Source organism: Aeromonas sp. FDAARGOS 1415 (genome assembly GCF_019048365.1).
Lineage (GTDB): Bacteria > Pseudomonadota > Gammaproteobacteria > Enterobacterales > Aeromonadaceae > Aeromonas > Aeromonas taiwanensis.
On sequence record NZ_CP077363.1, the window covers coordinates 2,327,424 to 2,342,811 of the forward strand.

Consider the following 15,388-nt stretch of genomic DNA (forward strand, 5'->3'; position numbering starts at 1 on the left):
AAGATTCAAGTGGTTCAGATTGGAATCTCACCGTGGACGAGCCCGGGTGGGCCCGTCCGGATCATCAGGTGGGGCGAGAGGGGGGCAGGGTCGCGTCGTGCTCGATCAGCCGGGAGAGTTCGCCGCTCTCATCCTTGAGGGCGACCCCGGTCAGGCGGCGGCTAAAGGCCTGCTCCAGCAACCAGGCCAGCTTGTGCGCCGCCTGGGGAACATCCAGGCCTGCCGGCCGCACGTTGGAGATGCAGTTGCGCTCGGAATCCATGCGCCCGACCCTGGGCTGCCAGGTCAGATAGAGCCCCAGGCTGTCGGGTGAGGAGAGGCCGGGGCGCTCGCCAATCATCACCAGCACGGCGCGCGCCCCCAGCAGCTCGCCCACCTCGTCCCCCAGCGCCACCCTGGCCTGGCTGGCCATGACCAGCGGGGCGCAGGTCAGCCCCAGACGCCTGAGATGGGATTGTAGGGACTCGACAAAGGGCAGGGCATTCTGGTGCAGGGCGGTGGAGGAGAGACCATCCCCCAGCACGATGGCGAGGTCGACCTCGTTCTGCGGCGGCTGGCTCAACAGGCAGCGACTGGCGTCGTCCAGGCGCCGGCCCAGATCGGGGCGGCGCAGATACTCCTCCCGGGTGCTGGCGGCGCTGTGCACCGCCAGCACCCGGTGTCCTGCGGACTCGAGCGCATGAGTCAGCCGGGCGACGTCCAGTGGCTGGTGTACCGCATCCCGGGCCTGGGCGTGGGCCAGGCTAAAGGCCAGCAACGCCTCCGTGGGCAGGCTGACGCCGGTGCGCCCCAGGGCGATGCGGGCCGAGGTGTAGCGCTTGAGCTCAAGCCAGGGATTCAAGTGCACGATGTCGCTCATGTCATGGGGCTCCTTGCTCATTCAGGCCACCTTGCCACGGGGGCCGAAGGTGGTCAGCAGCGGGTGGCGCAGGCCGGCATCGAGCAGCTGGCCATCCGGGTTGGTGAGCTGCATGCGCACCAGCCAGTCGGCAAATTCCGGTGCGTGCTTGAGGCCGAGCAGCTCGCGGATGTAGAGGGCATCGTGAAACGAGGTGCTCTGGTAGTTGAGCATGATGTCGTCGGCACCGGGGACACCGATGAGGAAGGTGAGGCCGGCGGTGGCCAGCAGGGTGAGCAGGGTATCCATGTCGTCCTGATCCGCCTCGGCATGGTTGGTGTAGCAGACGTCACAGCCGAGCGGCACCCCCAGCAGCTTGCCACAGAAGTGATCCTCCAGCCCGGCGCGGATGATCTGCTTGCCGTCATAGAGGTATTCCGGCCCGATGAAGCCCACGACGGTATTGCACAGCAGCGGCTTGAAGTGGCGAGCCACCCCGTAGGCCCTCGCCTCGCAGGTCTGCTGATCCAGCCCGTGGTGGGCATTGGCCGAGAGGCAGCTGCCCTGGCCCGTCTCGAAGTACATGACGTTGTTGCCCAGGGTGCCCCGTCCCAGGCCGAGGGCCGCGTCATGGGCCTCCTGCAGCAGGGCCAGATCGATGCCGAAGCCCCGGTTGGCCGCTTCGGTGCCGGCGATGGACTGGAACACCAGATCCACGGGCACATTGCGCTCGATGAGCTGCAGGGTGTTGGTGACATGGGTCAGGATGCAGGATTGGGTGGGGATAGCGAAACGCTGGATCACCTCGTCGAGCATCTGGTTCAGGCTGGCGAGGACCGGCAGGTTGTCGCTGGCCGGGTTGATGCCGACCACCGCATCCCCGGCACCGTACAGGAGGCCATCGAGCATGGCGGCGGCAATGCCCTGGGGATCGTCCGTGGGGTGGTTCGGCTGCAGCCGCACGCTGAGCCGGCCGGGCAACCCTATGGTGTTGCGAAAGGCGGTGACGACCCGGCACTTTCTGGCGACCAGGATCAGATCCTGATTGCGCATCAGCTTGCTGACGGCGGCGGCCATCTCGGGCGTGATGCCGGGGGCCACGCGCGCCAGGGTCTGGCTGTTGGCCGCCTCCGACAGCAGCCAGTTGCGAAAATCCCCCACCGTCAGGTGGCTGATGGGGGCAAAGGCGGCGCTGTCATGGTTGTCGATGATGAGGCGGGTCACCTCGTCCTGTTCATAGGGGATCAGCGCCTCGTTGAGGAAGGTCTTGAGGGGGAGATCCGCCAGCGCCATCCTGGCGGCCATCCGCTCCTCGGCGCTGCCGGCGGCGACGCCGGCCAGATAGTCGCCGGAGCGTGCCGGTGTGGCCTTGGCCATGAGGGTGCGCAGATCGGGAAACTGATAGCTGTGGTGAGAGAGGTGGGTGCGATACATGGGCGTTCTCGTCGATTCATGGGGGACCGGAAGCGCACAGTGCCTTCGCTGACGCTGTGCGCTTCGGGCAAACGGGGCGGGTATCAACCAGCCTTGACCAGCTCGCCATCGCTGGCGGCGAGCGCTTCGTCATGGGTCAGACGGAAGTAGGCGTATCCCGCCAGCATCAGGCCGCCGAAGATCAGGGCCAGCAGGCCGTTGTAATAGACCATGGCCACCAGACAGAGGATAGCCAGTCCCAGCGCGAGTGCCGGAGCAAAGGGATAGAGCGGAGCCTTGAACGGGCGCTGCAGCGCAGGCTCGGTGCGGCGCAGCTTGAACAGGGCGGCCATCGAGATGATGTACATGACGATGGCGCCAAACACCGCCATGGTCACTATGTTGGCCGTGAGGGAGAGCCCGCCGATGACGATCAGCGAATCGGAGAAGATCGCCAGGATCCCCACCACGCCGCCGGCCAGGATGGCCCAGTGCGGGGTCTGGAAGCGCGGATTGACCGAGGCCAGCGCGGCAGGCAGATAGCCGGCGCGGGCCAGGGCAAAGATCTGGCGGGAATAGCCCATGATGATGCCGTGGAAGGAGGCGATGAGGCCGAACAGCCCCAGCCAGACCAGCATGTGCAGCCAGCCGCTGCTCTCGCCCACGATCATCTTCATGGCCTGTGGCAGGGGATCGTTGATGTTGGCGAGCTGGCGCCAGTCGCCGACGCCCCCGGCAAACACCATGACCCCCATGGCCAGCACGACCAGGGTGAGTATGCCCCCGATGAACGCCTTGGGGATGGTCTTCTTCGGTTCCTTGGCCTCTTCGGCCGCCATGGCGGCTCCTTCAATGGCGAGGAAGAACCAGATGGCGAATGGAATGGCGGCAAAGATGCCGGAGACGGCGCCGAGGCTGAACTCCTGTTGACCCGCCCAGCCGTTGAGCATGAAGTTGCTGGCGCTGAAGCCCGGGCTGACCACCCCCATGAAGACCAGCAGCTCGAAGATGGCGAGCAGGGTGACCAGCAACTCGAAGGTGGCGGCGATACCCACTCCGATGAGATTGAGGGTCATGAAGACGAGATAGGCGCTCACCGCCACCCACTTGGGATCGATGGCCGGGAACTGCACATTGAGGTAGGCGCCGATCGCCATGGCGATGGCGGGCGGGGCGAACACGAACTCGATCAGGGTGGCAAAGCCTGCGATGTATCCCCCGACCGGGCCAAAGGCGCGGTAGGCATAGGCAAAGGGCCCCCCTGCATGGGGGATGGAGGTGGTCAGCTCGGTGAAGCTGAAGATGAAGGCCGTGTACATGGCGGCCACCAGCAAAGAGGTGACCAGAAAGCCCATGGTGCCCGCCTGCGCCCAGCCGTAGCTCCAGCCGAAATATTCCCCCGAGATCACCAGCCCCACGGCGATCCCCCACAGCTGGAAAGCCCCCAGAGTCCGTTTCAGTGCCGGTTTTGCACAATCCTGTTGCTGCATACGCTTCTCCAAATGACATTCAAAGGTGAAAGTCTCTGAAGAGCGGGTTTGCAAGGGGCGTACCACTCAGCACATGGCACGCTATGTCATTACTTTTCAAGTGGTTGCATGGCATCCATGCTGAAGGCCACCGCACAGCCATTGCGTCATTGTGGTGCAGCGGTACCACTATGCCCGGCTGGTGGCTGCGTGTCTGGCTGAGGTCGCAGCGAGGGGAGCACAGAGAGAGAACACAGGAAGATGGGGGAAACGGACAGGCAGAAACAACAAGGGCACCCCGGGGTGCCCTTGTTGTTATCCGCCCTGCTGGTGGCGGGACGGGAGATGTCTGCTTAACCGTGCTTGCGACCGGAGAGGCGGCACCACTCCTCTTTCACCGCGGTCGGGTCCATCTCGAACCACTGGCCGTAGATGGTCTCCAGCTCCGGCGCCTGGCTCTCCAGCACGCCGGAGAGCGCCATCAGGCTGCCCGCCTTGCCGTGGCCTGCGATGAGCGGGGCGAGTTCCCGCAGCGGGCCGGCCAGGATGTTGGCCACCACCACGTCCGCTTCGACGTCTTGCGGCTGATCCGCCGGCAGATAGAGTTCGATCTGGCCCGCGACGCCGTTGCGCTCGGCGTTGTCACGGCTCGCCTGGATGGCCTGGGGATCGATGTCGATGCCGATGACCCGGGCAGCGCCCAGTTTCAGCGCCGCGATGCCGAGGATGCCGGAGCCGCAACCAAAGTCGACCACTGTCTTGCCGGCCAGATCCAGCCCGTCCAGCCACTGCAGGCAGAGGGCCGTGGTGGGGTGGGTGCCGGTACCGAAGGCCAGGCCCGGATCCAGCATGACGTTGACCGCCTCGGGGTCCGGCACGTCGCGCCAGCTCGGGCAGATCCAGAGCCGCTCGCCGAACTGCATGGGGTGGAAGTGGTCCATCCACTCGCGCACCCAGTCCTTGTCCTCCAGCTGCTCCACCTTGTAGCCCACGTCTTCCCCGAAGATCTGCTGGAAGAAGGCGATGGTGGGGGCCGGATCTGTCTCGGCATCGAACAGGCCCATGACCTCGGTCTCACCCCAGAGCGGGGTCTCGCCGGGCATGGGTTCATAGACGGGCACATCCTTGGCATCCATAAAGGTCACCGCCTGGGCTCCACGCCCCAGCAGCATGTTGCTCACCTTGTCCGCCGTCTTGGCGGTGGCGTTGATTCGAATTTGTATCCAGGGCATGGCGTCGACTCTTCATAAATGTGAAACCGCGGGATTCTACCATCATGGGCCTGTGCTGTCGTGGTTTGCCCGTGGCGGTATGGGAGAGGAAGGCTACGCTGCCAAGTTGGCACGGTTAATGTATTCCTTACTGGGTGACGGGAAGCAACTTGTTCCCGCTGAATGCTTTGCTCTATGAAGTTCCGTCATCTTTTTCAGCCACCCTCGGGTGGCTATTTTTTTTGGAAAATCGGTAAATATCGGCAATCAGGCGAGGAAAATCAGAAATTGGCACGCTATCTGCAAAGATAGAAATGTCCTGCATAAGGATGTGTGTGTGATTGTTACCCCAACGTTCAGGTTTTTAGGGCCATCCCAACGGGATGGCCCCTTTTTTTATGGTTTTTGCCGGGAAAGCCCCGTCATCTGGGGGCAGGGCCTGCTGCGGCTGTGCACTGTTGGGGCTTGTCACTGGTGATTTCACCCCATGATGGTGCATTTTCTTACCCATTAGGGAATAGGAGGGGTGAAGGCAGTGGGCGAGTTGCCTCAGCGATCGAAATTTTTCATGTCGATCACCAGCTTGCCTACCATGCGGCCCGCCTCCAGCTCGCGATGGGCCTCTGCCAGGGTTGCGGGGGTCAGGGCGGGCAGCGTCTTGGTGAGGGTGGTCTTGAGCACTCCTTCATCCACCAGGGTGGCGACCCGGCCGAGCAGGTGGTGCTGCTCGATCATGTCCGGGGTCTGGAACAGGGAGCGGGTGAACATGAACTCCTGACTGAAGGTGGCGCTCTTGGGCTTGAGCAGGGCCAGATCCCAGGGCTCGCTGGACTCGGCGATGGTGCAGATGTGGCCGAAGGGGCGAATGAGGCTCGCCATGGCCCCCCAGTGCTGCTCGGTTGCATTGGTGCAGAAGATGGCGTCGAGCTGGTGGATGCCAAGGGCGGCCAGCTCCGCCTGCAGGTCGTGGTGGCTCACGACCTGGTGCGCCCCCATGGCCAGGCACCACTCCCGGGTCTCGGGGCGCGAAGCGGTGGCGATCACCTCCATGGCGGTGAGCCGGCGGGCCAGCTGGATGGCAATGGAGCCGACGCCGCCGGCCCCGCCGATGATGAGCAGCCTGCCAGTGCTCTCGCGGGTGAGGCCAAGGCGCTCGAACAGGGTTTCCCAGGCGGTGATGGCGGTGAGCGGCAGGGCGGCGGCTTCCACATCGCTCAGGGTCTTGGGGGCGAGGGCGGCGATGCGCTCGTCCACCAGCTGCAGGGCGCTGTTGCTGCCGGGGCGGCTGATGTCGCCGGCGTACCAGACCCTGTCACCCGCCTTGAACAGGGTCACCTTGCTGCCAACGGCAACGACGTCACCGACGGCGTCCCAGCCCAGCACGCGGGGATTGCTCTCCACCTTCTCCTTGGGGGCGCGCACCTTGGTGTCGACCGGGTTGACGGAGGTGGCGTTCAGGCGCACCAGCAGATCCTGCGGGCCTGGGGTCGGGTCGGGCAGTTCGGCCTCGATGAAGCAGTGGGGGTGATCGCTTGGCAGATAGTGGGTCAGGGCAATGGCTTTCATGGCACTTCCTTTCAAATGGAACAGGGAGGATTGCCAGCCAGTCTAGTCTGGTTGATTATTCGTATTAAGGTGGGTAATTGGTAAAGACTGTTTGAATAGATGAACAATATCGAACTGGAGTTGATGGGGCTGTTCGCTACCGTGGTGGAGCAGGGCAGCTTCACCCGGGCGGCCGAGGTGCTCGGCATGCCCAAGTCCTCGGTGAGCCAGAAGATCTCGCGCCTCGAGTCCAGGCTGGGGGTGCGGCTGCTGCAGCGCACCACCCGCAGGCTCAGCCTGACGCCCCAGGGAGAGGTCTATGTGGAGCATTGTCAGGGGCTGCTGACCCTGGCCCGCAGCGCCAATCTGGCGATGGCCAGGCTGAGATCCGCCCCGGCAGGCCGGGTGCGGATCACCGCCCCCGAGGCCACCGGCACCCTGCTGCTCGGCCGGATCCTGGCGGAGTTTCGCGCCCTCTATCCCGAGGTGGTGCTGGAGCTGACCTTGTGCGACGAGCAGCTGGATCTGGTGGGGGAGGGGTACGATCTGGCGCTGCGGGCGGCGCCCCTGAAAGACTCCAGCCTCATCTGTCGGCGCATCGGCCAGGTGGCGCGCCATCTGGTGGCCGCCCCGGGTTATCTGGCGCGCCACGGCACGCCGCAGCAGGTGGCGGATCTGGGTGGGCACGCCTGCCTGGTGCACGGATCGCTGCCGGTGTGGCCGCTGCAGGAGGGGGGATGGCGGCCCCGTGGGGCTTGCCTCAGCAACAGCCTGCTGGCGCTGCGGGAGCTGGCGCTTCACGAAGGGGGTATCGCCCTGTTGCCGGCCCACGTCTGCCGGGAGGCGCTGGCGGCGGGGCTGCTGCACAAGGTGCTGCCGGACCACCCCATTCCTCCCAATCCCTTCTATCTCATCTACCCGAGCCGGGAGCACCTGGCTCCCGCCTTGCGCAGCCTGATGGACTTCGTCGCCGAGCGCCTGCCCTTCGCCTGATCACTGGTGCTGGCCGAGGGGGGCCTGACCGGGTTCGAGGCCGAGGGGCACAGACTGGCGCTCCGCCAGCATGCGGATCTGCCCCTCGATGAGGCCGGCATTGGGGCCGAGGACCAGCACCAGCTGGTGTTCGTTCAGGACGATCCAGGAGAGGCAGCCGAGCCTGGCCAGACAGGACTGATCCACCAGCGCCATCTCCCGCACCCGCAGGCTGAGGCGGGTCAGACAGACGTTCATGGCCTGCAGGTTGTCCATGCCCCCCAGCGTCTTGAGGTACTGGATGGCCAGCATCTGGGGATCCGTGGGAGCCACGGTGGCGAGCTGGGGTAGATCCTCGGCGATGGGCTTGCCCGGCAGGCTGAGGGGCGTGTGCTCCAGCAGACGGGAGAAGAGCAGGGCATAGAGGACGAAGAAGAGGATGCCGAGGGGGATGAGCCAGAAGCTGTGCTGGCCGCTGGAGTAGCTCAGCACCATGTCCAGCAGGCCCGCCGAGAAGTAAGTGCCCACCTGGATGCCGAGGGCGCTGCAGATGGCCAGCGACAGCCCGGTCAGCAGGGCGTGGGCCAGGAACAGCCAGGGGGCGGTGAAGGCGAACAGGAACTCGATGGGCTCGGTGATGCCCACCAGCGCCGAGGTGAGCGCCAGGGTGAGCAGCAGGCCTCCCTGCGGCACCTGCCGCATCCGCTGGCGATGAAGCCAGATGGCGAAGCAGGCACCGGGCAGGCCGAACATGATGACGGGGTAGAGGCCGGCCACATAGCCCTCATGGAGTGGCTGGGCGGTGGAGAGGGCCTGCAGGTTGCTCTCCCCCAGGCCCATGAGGCTGCCCAGTACCTGGTGCAGGCCCAGGGGGATCAGCAGCCGGTTCAGCACGCCGTAACAGAAGGCGCCGATCGGGGTGGTAAGCAGGTCGGAGGCGAGCAGGGTGATGCCCTGCTCCAGCAACGGCCAGAGGATGGAGAGGGGGATCACCAGCAGCAGGCAGGCCAGGGCCGAGAGCAGCATGCCCGGCAAATCCTCCTGCAGGGGGCGCAGCCAGCCCGGCAGGCGCAGGCCGCGAGCCCATGAGCAGACCACCGCCGTAGTGAGGCCGGCCAGCAGGCCGCAGATCATGTCTGCATGGAGCCCTGGCACCAGGGTGTTGAGCGCCGAACCGAGCAACAGGAAATTGACCGCACCGGCCAGGGCCTGGGCCCCTTGTCCCTGGCGGCTCAGTCCGAAGGCGATGGCCACCGCATAGATGAGGGGCATCTGGCTGAAGAGGGCCTGGCCTGCGAGAGAGAGCACCGCCAGATCCAGCACGTCCGGTTGGCCGAGGCGGTGGAGCAGGGCGGCCAGAGGCAGGATGGAGACGGGCAGCAGCAGGGCATAGCCGAGCCGTTGCAAGGACTGGGTCAGGATCTTTCTGGCGTTCGTAGCGGGCATGGGTGAGCTGGATTTTGTGACATGGCGCACATTTTACCCGCATGCCCCCATTTGGGAATAGGTGAGGGGGCTTTATCGCCCCCTTTCTTAATTTTGATCAAACAATCGGCGAACCGTCTGATCCGGGGCCGGTGTCAGCAGGCTGACCAGTACGAAGGCGACGAGACCCAGCCCCAGGCTCGGGACGATGGCGTGCAGGCCGGCCAGCTTGATCCCCCACTGGCTCAGGGTGGTGTAGCAGAGGATGCCACAGACCATGCTGGCCAGGGCCCCGGGCCCGTTGGCCCTGGACCAGTAGAGGCCGAGCACCAGGGGCCAGAGGAACACTGCCTGCAGACCGCCGAAGGCGAGCAGGTTGAGCCAGATGATCATCTCGGGGGGCTGCAACGCCGCCACCAGCACCAGGGAACCCAGGATCAGGGTGCAGAGCAGGGAGAGCCGGGGGATGCGCACCTCCAGCTTCTCCTGCCTCGGGTTGAGGTAGTTGAGGTAGAGATCCTTGACCAGGGTGGCCGAGGCCTGGATCAGCTGGGAGTCGATGGTGGACATGATGGCCGCCATGGGAGCCGCGAGGAAGACCCCGGCCAGCCAGGGAGGGAGCACCTCCATCATGAGGGAGGGCATGATCTTGTCCGGGCTGTCCATGCCGGGCAGGATGGCGCGACCGAGGGCCCCGGCCAGGTGCATGCCGAACATCAGCAAGGCGCAGACGATGGTGCCGATGAGGATGCCGCGGTGCAGCGCCTTGCTGTCGCGATAGCCGAAGCAGCGCAGGGCGGAATGGGGCAGCCCCACCACCCCGACGCAGACCAGGATCCAGAAGCTCAGCATGAAGGGTTGGGTCAGCATGTCGCCGGCCCCCTGGGGGCTCACCAGCTTGGGGTCTATCTCCCTGAGCTGGTGGATGAGGTTCGGCAATCCGTCACCGGCCACCAGGATCCCCGCCAGCAGGGCCCCGGTGCCGATGAGCATGACGATGCCCTGGAGGGCATCCGTCATCACCACGGCGCGAAAACCGCCGATGACGGTATAGAGCAGCACGCAGCTGGCAAACAGCAGCAGCCCTTGCTGGTAGGAGAGGCCGGTCGCCGCCTCCAGCAGGCGGGCGCCGCCGATGAACTGCACCACCATGGTCGCGATGAAGGCGAGGATGATGGTGACGGAGCCCAGGATCACCACGGCCCGGCTCTGGTAGCGGGCCCACAGCATGTCGTTGATGGTCACCGCATTGACCCGGCGGGCGATGATGGCGAACTTCTTGCCAAGCACCCCCAGGGTGAGCCAGACGGTGGGTAGCTGGATCATCGCCAGCAGCACCCAGCCCAGACCGACCTTGTAGGCCGCCCCGGGCCCGCCGATAAAGGAGGAAGCGGAGGTGTAAGTGGCCACCAGCGTCATGGCCAGCACCAGGCCGCCCATGCTGCGGTTGCCGATGAAGTACTCCTGCACGAAGTCGCCACCGACCCGGTGACGGCTGGCCCAGAATCCCACTCCCAGCACCAGCACCAGGTAGACCACCAGCGGCAGCAACAGCTCAAGATTCACGGGGAGGCTCCTTGTCATCGAGGGAGGGAGAGTCGAGGGGGATATCCACGAACAGGCGGTCCACCATGAGGGCGCAGAGGCCGATGAACAACAGTGGCATCAGGATGCAGCTGAGCAGAAACCAGAGGGGCATGTTCCAGAGCTCGAGCTCTTCCGGGATGAAATAGGCCGAGCCATACCAGGCAATGAAATAAAGCAGGGTGAGCAGCAGGCAGAGGGCTGCTTCACGACGGGCGAGTGCAAAACGGTTCACCTTGGCCTCCGACAAGTGAGCGGGGCGCAAGAATAACAAAAAAGGGCCATGTCGCCATGGCCCTTTTTCATGTTGCCGATCCGGTGGGGATCGCGCATTTTCGCGACGAAGGCGTCCTTACAGACCCAACTTCTTGTGCAGGTAGTGGATGTTGGTTCCACCGTGCTGGAAGTTTTCGTCCTTCATGATCTCTTTTTGCAGGGCGATGTTGGTCTTGATGCCTTCCACCACCAGCTCGTCGAGGGCGTGACGCATGCGGGCGATGGCGACGTCACGGTTCTCGCCGTAGCAGATCAGCTTGCCGATCATGGAGTCGTAGTAAGGCGGTACCTTGTAACCCGCATAGATGTGGGATTCCCAGCGCACACCCAGACCGCCCGGCGCGTGGAAGCGCTGGATGAGACCAGGAGAGGGCAGGAAGGTAGCCGGATCCTCGGCGTTGATCCGGCACTCGATGGCATGGCCACGAAGACGGATGTCCTGCTGGGTGATCGACAGGGGCTGGCCGGCGGCGATGCGCAGCTGCTCCTTGATGAGGTCGACGCCGGTGACCATCTCGGTGACCGGGTGCTCGACCTGGATACGGGTGTTCATCTCGATGAAATAGAACTCGCCGTTCTCGTACAGGAACTCGAAGGTACCCGCACCGCGGTAGCCGATCTCGAGACAGGCGCGCACGCAGCGCTCGCCGATGAACTTGCGCATCTCGTCGGTGATGCCGGGAGCCGGCGCCTCTTCCACCACCTTCTGGTGGCGACGCTGCATGGAGCAGTCCCGCTCGCCCAGATAGAGGGCGGTGCCCTGGCCGTCAGCCAGCACCTGGATCTCGATGTGGCGCGGGTTTTCCAGGTACTTCTCCATGTAGACCATGTCGTTCTTGAAGAACTGGCCTGCTTCGGATTTGGTCAGCGCGATGGCGGCAGCCAGCTCGGCCTCGTTGCGCACCACGCGCATACCGCGACCACCCCCGCCACCGGCGGCCTTGATGATCACCGGATAGCCGATGCGCTTGGCGATGGCGGCGTTGCGCTTGGCATCGTTGTCCACCGGACCGTCGGAGCCGGGTACGCAAGGCACGCCCGCTTTCTTCATCGCCTCGATGGCGGAGACCTTGTCACCCATCAGGCGAATGGTCTCGGCGCGCGGGCCGATGAAGATGAAGCCGGATTTCTCGACCACTTCGGCAAAGTCGGCGTTCTCGGAGAGGAAGCCGTAGCCCGGGTGGATGGCGACGGCACCGGTCACCTCGGCGGCGGCAATGATGGCCGGCACGTTGAGGTAGGACTCACCGCTGGCAGGTTTGCCGATGCAGATGGTTTCGTCCGCCAGGAGCACATGCTTGAGCTCCCGATCGGCAGTGGAGTGAACGGCCACTGTCTTGATCCCGAGCTCTTTGCAGGCGCGCAGGATCCGCAGGGCAATTTCACCGCGGTTGGCGATGACTACTTTGTCCAACATGGGTGGCATTTTCCCTTATTCGATGATGAACAGCGGCTCGTCGAATTCGACTGCCTGACCATTTTCAACCAGGATCGCTTTGATCACGCCGGCCTTGTCAGACTCGATTTGGTTCATCATTTTCATGGCTTCGACGATGCACAGGGTGTCGCCGACATTGACGTGCTGACCGACTTCCACGAACGGCTTGGCTTCCGGGCTGGAAGAGCGGTAGAAGGAGCCCACCATGGGGGAGCGCATCAGATGACCGCTCGGGGCGGCATCGGCAGCGGGCGCTGCGGCAGCGGCCGGAGCAGCGGCAACAGGGGCGGCAACGGGAGCGGCGGCCTGCGGCATGATCATCTGCGGGGCAACGCTAACCTGGCCGGAGAAATTACGGCTGATGCGAACGGACTCTTCCCCTTCGGAGATCTCCAGCTCGGCGATGCCGGACTCTTCAACCAGTTCAATCAGCTTCTTGATTTTGCGGATATCCATTAGCATTCTCTTTCTTCTTTATCAGATAAGTGATTATCAAGCCGCGCGCAACTGATGCACGGCCGCGGTTAAAGCGAATTGGTAGCCATCGGCACCCAGCCCGCAGATCACCCCTTTGGCGACATCAGACAGATAGGAGTGATGACGGAAGGGCTCCCTGGCATGGACGTTGGACAGGTGAACCTCGATAAAGGGGATGGCCACACCCAGCAGGGCATCGCGAATGGCGACGCTGGTGTGGGTGAAGGCGGCCGGGTTGATGATGATGAAATCCACCTGACCCATGGCCTGATGGATGCGCCCGACCAGCTCGTGCTCGGCATTGGATTGCAGATGTTCCAGGGTGACACCGAGTTTGCTGGCGCTGTGCACCAGATCGGCGACGATCTCATCGAGCGTCTTGCTGCCGTAGATTCCCGGCTCCCGCTTGCCCAGCAGATTCAGGTTGGGACCGTTGAGCAGAAGGATTCGGTGATGTTGCGACATATTGAGTACATCCTCGATGATTATGCTGCTATCTATCAGCTATCTGTGGACAACCAGAAATCTAGCCAATTTTTGCACAATTCGGTGTGCCCTGGCACACAGATTTCGCAATTATATTGATTTCGTGAAAATTAGCAGCATTTTACTGGTCTAATCTCTACATCTGGCTATTTATTGGCCTTTCGCCTCTGCTCCCTGCCGCACCGTCGTTCCCTCTGCTGCATGAGCCCCAGACGCAACAAAGCCGGCACTGGGCCGGCTCTGCTGTGGAAGCTGAAGGGGACTCAAGCCGCTTCTGACTTCTCGCGGATCAGCTTGTCCACGACACCCGGATCCGCCAGGGTGGAGATATCCCCCAGGCTGTCGGTCTCGCCGGTGGCGATCTTGCGAAGGATGCGGCGCATGATCTTGCCGGAGCGGGTCTTGGGCAGCCCCTCGGCCCAGTGGATCACGTCCGGGGTGGCGATGGCGCCGATCTCCTTGCGCACCCACTCTTTGACCTCTTTATGCAGCTCGCGGCTCGGCTCTTCCCCGGCGATCAGGGTGACATAGGCATAGATGCCCTGGCCCTTGATCTCGTGGGGGACGCCGACCACGGCCGCTTCGGCGATCTTCGGATGGGCCACCAGGGCCGACTCTATCTCCGCCGTGCCCATGCGGTGGCCGGAGACGTTCAGTACATCATCCACCCGACCGGTGATCCAGTAGTAGCCATCCTCGTCGCGACGGGCACCGTCGCCGGTAAAGTAGCGGCCGGGGAAGGTGGAGAAGTAGGTCTGCTCGAAGCGATCGTGATCGCCGAACACGGTGCGCATCTGGCCGGGCCAGGAGTCGGTGATGACCAGGTTGCCCTCGGTGGCGCCTTCCAGCGGCTCGCCCAGATTGTCCACCAGGGCCGGCTGCACCCCGAAGAAGGGGCGGGTGGCGGAGCCGGGTTTCAGTGCGGTGACGCCGGGCAGCGGCGTGATCAGGATGCCGCCGGTCTCGGTCTGCCACCAGGTATCGACGATGGGGCAGCGCTCGTCGCCTATGGTGCGGTAGTACCACTCCCAGGCTTCCGGGTTGATGGGTTCACCCACGGATCCCATGATGCGCAGGCTGGTACGGGAGGTGCCTTCGATGGCCTCCTTGCCCTTGGCCATCAGCGCGCGGATCGCGGTGGGGGCGGTGTAAAGGATGGTGACCTGGTGCTTGTCCACCACCTGGCTCATGCGATTGGTGGCCGGGTAGTTGGGCACCCCTTCGAACATCAGGGTGGTGGCGCCGTTGGCGAGCGGCCCGTAGACCAGGTAGGAGTGACCGGTGACCCAGCCCACGTCGGCGGTACACCAGTAGATGTCCTCCTCGTGGTAGTCGAACACGTACTTGAAGGTGAGCGCGGCATAGACCAGGTAACCACCGGTGGTGTGCAGCACGCCCTTGGGCTTGCCGGTGGAGCCCGAGGTGTAGAGCACGAACAGGGGATCTTCGGCCCCCATGGCTTCGGGCGGGCATTCGGCGCTGACGGTGGCGACGGCATCGTGCCACCAGATGTCCCTGTGGCCGTGCCAGGCCACGTTGCCGCCGGTGCGCTTGAGTACGATCACCTTGTTGACCCGGGTATCCGGGTGGGTGAGCGCCTCATCGACGTTTTTCTTGAGGGGGATGGGACGACCGCCACGCAGGCCTTCGTCGGCGGTGATGACGATGGTGGCCCCGGAGTCGATGATGCGGCCGGAGAGGGCTTCCGGCGAGAAACCGCCGAAGACGATGCTGTGGACGGCGCCGATGCGGGTACAGGCCAGCATGGCGATGGCGGCTTCAGGCACCATGGGCATGTAGAGGCACACCATATCGCCGCGTTTCACCCCCTGGGCCTTGAGCACATTGGCAAACTTGCACACCTCGCCGTGCAGCTCACGGTAGGTGATCTTGCGATCCTCGGCCGGGTTGTCCCCTTCCCAGATGATGGCGACCTTGTCACCGCGTTCGTTCAGATGGCGATCCAGGCAGTTGGCCGAGACGTTGAGCAGACCATCCTCGTACCACTTGATGGAGACGTGGCCCGGATCATAGGAGGTGTTCTTGACGCGGGTGTAGGGCGTCATCCAGTCGAGGATCTTGCCCTGCTCCCCCCAGAAGGCGTCAGGGTTCTGCACCGACGCCTGATACATGGCTTCATAACCATCCTTGTCCAGCAGGGCGCCGTTGCCGATGTGGGCCTTGACCGGATAGACCTTGCTCTCGCTCATCTTTCACTCCTGTGAATACATTTTCTTAATGATTGAGTAACAAC

The 15,388-nt window shown here is 63.9% G+C and carries 13 protein-coding genes; 1 reads left to right on the plus strand and 12 read right to left on the minus strand.

Annotated elements, in window-relative coordinates; all coding sequences use genetic code 11:
* Nucleotides 1-64: 64 nt before the first annotated feature.
* From eutC to I6L45_RS11135, 5 genes are all read right to left on the minus strand, one after another.
* Nucleotides 65-880 carry an ethanolamine ammonia-lyase subunit EutC gene (eutC, locus tag I6L45_RS11115; protein WP_216982089.1) on the minus strand — a complete coding sequence of 272 codons (816 nt, stop codon included), beginning with the start codon at nt 878-880 and terminating at the stop codon, nt 65-67.
* Nucleotides 881-2,272, minus strand: a complete 1,392-nt coding sequence (locus I6L45_RS11120) for an ethanolamine ammonia-lyase subunit EutB (protein ID WP_216982090.1) — start codon at nt 2,270-2,272, stop codon at nt 881-883.
* Between the two features lie 83 nt (nt 2,273-2,355).
* The gene (gene eat, locus I6L45_RS11125; protein WP_216982091.1) at nt 2,356-3,741 is read right to left on the minus strand and encodes an ethanolamine permease; all 1,386 of its coding nucleotides are present in this window, start codon (nt 3,739-3,741) and stop codon (nt 2,356-2,358) included.
* Nucleotides 3,742-4,073: 332 nt separating this feature from the next.
* A complete protein-coding gene (gene prmA, locus I6L45_RS11130; RefSeq protein WP_216982092.1) occupies nt 4,074-4,952 on the minus strand; it encodes a 50S ribosomal protein L11 methyltransferase in 879 nt (292 codons plus the stop codon).
* A 528-nt stretch (nt 4,953-5,480) separates the two neighbouring features.
* A complete protein-coding gene (locus I6L45_RS11135; protein WP_216982093.1) occupies nt 5,481-6,497 on the minus strand; it encodes a zinc-binding alcohol dehydrogenase family protein in 1,017 nt (338 codons plus the stop codon).
* A gap of 99 nt (nt 6,498-6,596) precedes the next feature.
* Here I6L45_RS11135 and I6L45_RS11140 point away from each other — a divergent pair, with 99 nt between their 5' ends.
* Entirely contained in the window at nt 6,597-7,469 is an 873-nt protein-coding gene (locus tag I6L45_RS11140; RefSeq protein ID WP_043762285.1) for a LysR family transcriptional regulator, read from the plus strand.
* Here the strand turns inward: I6L45_RS11140 and I6L45_RS11145 are convergent, their stop codons facing one another.
* The 7 genes from I6L45_RS11145 to acs all read right to left on the minus strand — a co-directional run bounded on the left by I6L45_RS11145 (nt 7,470) and on the right by acs (nt 15,344).
* Complete coding sequence (locus I6L45_RS11145) at nt 7,470-8,894, minus strand: PTS transporter subunit EIIC (RefSeq protein ID WP_134696846.1); 1,425 nt, start codon at nt 8,892-8,894, stop codon at nt 7,470-7,472. It lies immediately after the preceding gene.
* Between the two features lie 87 nt (nt 8,895-8,981).
* A complete protein-coding gene (gene panF / locus I6L45_RS11150) occupies nt 8,982-10,439 on the minus strand; it encodes a sodium/pantothenate symporter (RefSeq protein WP_216982094.1) in 1,458 nt (485 codons plus the stop codon).
* Nucleotides 10,429-10,692 carry a YhdT family protein gene (locus I6L45_RS11155; protein WP_043762296.1) on the minus strand — a complete coding sequence of 88 codons (264 nt, stop codon included), beginning with the start codon at nt 10,690-10,692 and terminating at the stop codon, nt 10,429-10,431. The genes panF and I6L45_RS11155 overlap by 11 nt, the downstream gene beginning before the upstream one ends.
* Nucleotides 10,693-10,809: 117 nt before the next feature.
* A complete protein-coding gene (gene accC, locus I6L45_RS11160; RefSeq protein ID WP_043762282.1) occupies nt 10,810-12,150 on the minus strand; it encodes an acetyl-CoA carboxylase biotin carboxylase subunit in 1,341 nt (446 codons plus the stop codon).
* 15 nt (nt 12,151-12,165) lie between these two features.
* Complete coding sequence (gene accB / locus I6L45_RS11165; RefSeq protein ID WP_043762281.1) at nt 12,166-12,627, minus strand: acetyl-CoA carboxylase biotin carboxyl carrier protein; 462 nt, start codon at nt 12,625-12,627, stop codon at nt 12,166-12,168.
* A gap of 36 nt (nt 12,628-12,663) precedes the next feature.
* Nucleotides 12,664-13,113 carry a type II 3-dehydroquinate dehydratase gene (gene aroQ, locus I6L45_RS11170; protein WP_216982095.1) on the minus strand — a complete coding sequence of 150 codons (450 nt, stop codon included), beginning with the start codon at nt 13,111-13,113 and terminating at the stop codon, nt 12,664-12,666.
* Between the two features lie 284 nt (nt 13,114-13,397).
* Nucleotides 13,398-15,344, minus strand: a complete 1,947-nt coding sequence (gene acs, locus I6L45_RS11175) for an acetate--CoA ligase (RefSeq protein WP_216982096.1) — start codon at nt 15,342-15,344, stop codon at nt 13,398-13,400.
* Between the last annotated feature and the right edge of the window lie 44 nt (nt 15,345-15,388).

Bases quoted from the DNA above. Each gene is read 5' to 3' on its own strand.
- I6L45_RS11145 (WP_134696846.1), bottom strand. From the start codon at position 8,894: ATGCCCGCTACGAACGCCAGAAAGATCCTGACCCAGTCCTTGCAACGG.
- accC (WP_043762282.1), bottom strand. From the start codon at position 12,150: ATGTTGGACAAAGTAGTCATCGCCAACCGCGGTGAAATTGCCCTGCGG.
- accB (WP_043762281.1), bottom strand. From the start codon at position 12,627: ATGGATATCCGCAAAATCAAGAAGCTGATTGAACTGGTTGAAGAGTCC.
- I6L45_RS11135 (WP_216982093.1), bottom strand. From the start codon at position 6,497: ATGAAAGCCATTGCCCTGACCCACTATCTGCCAAGCGATCACCCCCAC.
- acs (WP_216982096.1), bottom strand. From the start codon at position 15,344: ATGAGCGAGAGCAAGGTCTATCCGGTCAAGGCCCACATCGGCAACGGC.
- I6L45_RS11140 (WP_043762285.1), top strand. From the start codon at position 6,597: ATGAACAATATCGAACTGGAGTTGATGGGGCTGTTCGCTACCGTGGTG.
- eutC (WP_216982089.1), bottom strand. From the start codon at position 880: ATGAGCAAGGAGCCCCATGACATGAGCGACATCGTGCACTTGAATCCC.
- prmA (WP_216982092.1), bottom strand. From the start codon at position 4,952: ATGCCCTGGATACAAATTCGAATCAACGCCACCGCCAAGACGGCGGAC.
- eat (WP_216982091.1), bottom strand. From the start codon at position 3,741: ATGCAGCAACAGGATTGTGCAAAACCGGCACTGAAACGGACTCTGGGG.
- aroQ (WP_216982095.1), bottom strand. From the start codon at position 13,113: ATGTCGCAACATCACCGAATCCTTCTGCTCAACGGTCCCAACCTGAAT.
- I6L45_RS11120 (WP_216982090.1), bottom strand. From the start codon at position 2,272: ATGTATCGCACCCACCTCTCTCACCACAGCTATCAGTTTCCCGATCTG.